This window comes from Streptomyces lancefieldiae (assembly GCF_031845825.1).
GTDB classification, from domain to species: domain Bacteria; phylum Actinomycetota; class Actinomycetes; order Streptomycetales; family Streptomycetaceae; genus Streptomyces; species Streptomyces lancefieldiae.
In genome coordinates this window covers 1-475 of the sequence record NZ_JAVRFH010000300.1, presented here as the reverse complement: position 1 = coordinate 475, position 475 = coordinate 1, and the positions used below count along the sequence as shown (strand labels likewise).

The 475-nt window shown below is 65.9% G+C and carries 1 protein-coding gene; it reads right to left on the bottom strand.

Going from position 1 to position 475, the window contains the following annotated elements; translation table 11 throughout:
- On the bottom strand, positions 1 to 422 hold a 422-nt coding region (locus RM812_RS42235), incomplete at its 3' end, for an extracellular solute-binding protein (RefSeq protein WP_311586330.1).
- Between the last annotated feature and the right edge of the window lie 53 nt (positions 423 to 475).

Genomic DNA, 475 nt, shown 5'->3' with positions numbered 1-475 from the left:
GGGATGCCGTACTGCACGCCGCTGATCTGGCCGGGCTGGGCGAGGCCGGGCAGCCAGTCCTCGCTGCCCAGGTCACGCATGGACTCGAGGGTGAGGTCGCGCAGGCCGCCGCTCTCCGCGTACTGCGCCACCTGTGTGTTGCCGACCTCGATCACATCGGGGGCGTCGTCGCTCTCCAGGGCGGAGAGGACCTTGGGGCCGATGCCGCTCCACTCCTGGATCTTGAAATCCAGCGTGATCGAGGGATTGTCCTTCTCGTACGACTCGGTGAACTTCTCCAGGAAGCCCTGCGAGACGCTGTCCTTCATCAGCCAGACCGTCACGGTGCGGTCACCGCCGCCCCCGCCGGAGAAGTAGCCACATCCGCTCAGCGTGACGGACGAAACGAGCGCGATGGCTCCGGCGAGTATGCGGTTCTTCACGTGGTCACCTTCTGCGAAACGGCACGACGAAATCTGGACCCGGTGTGGGGGGA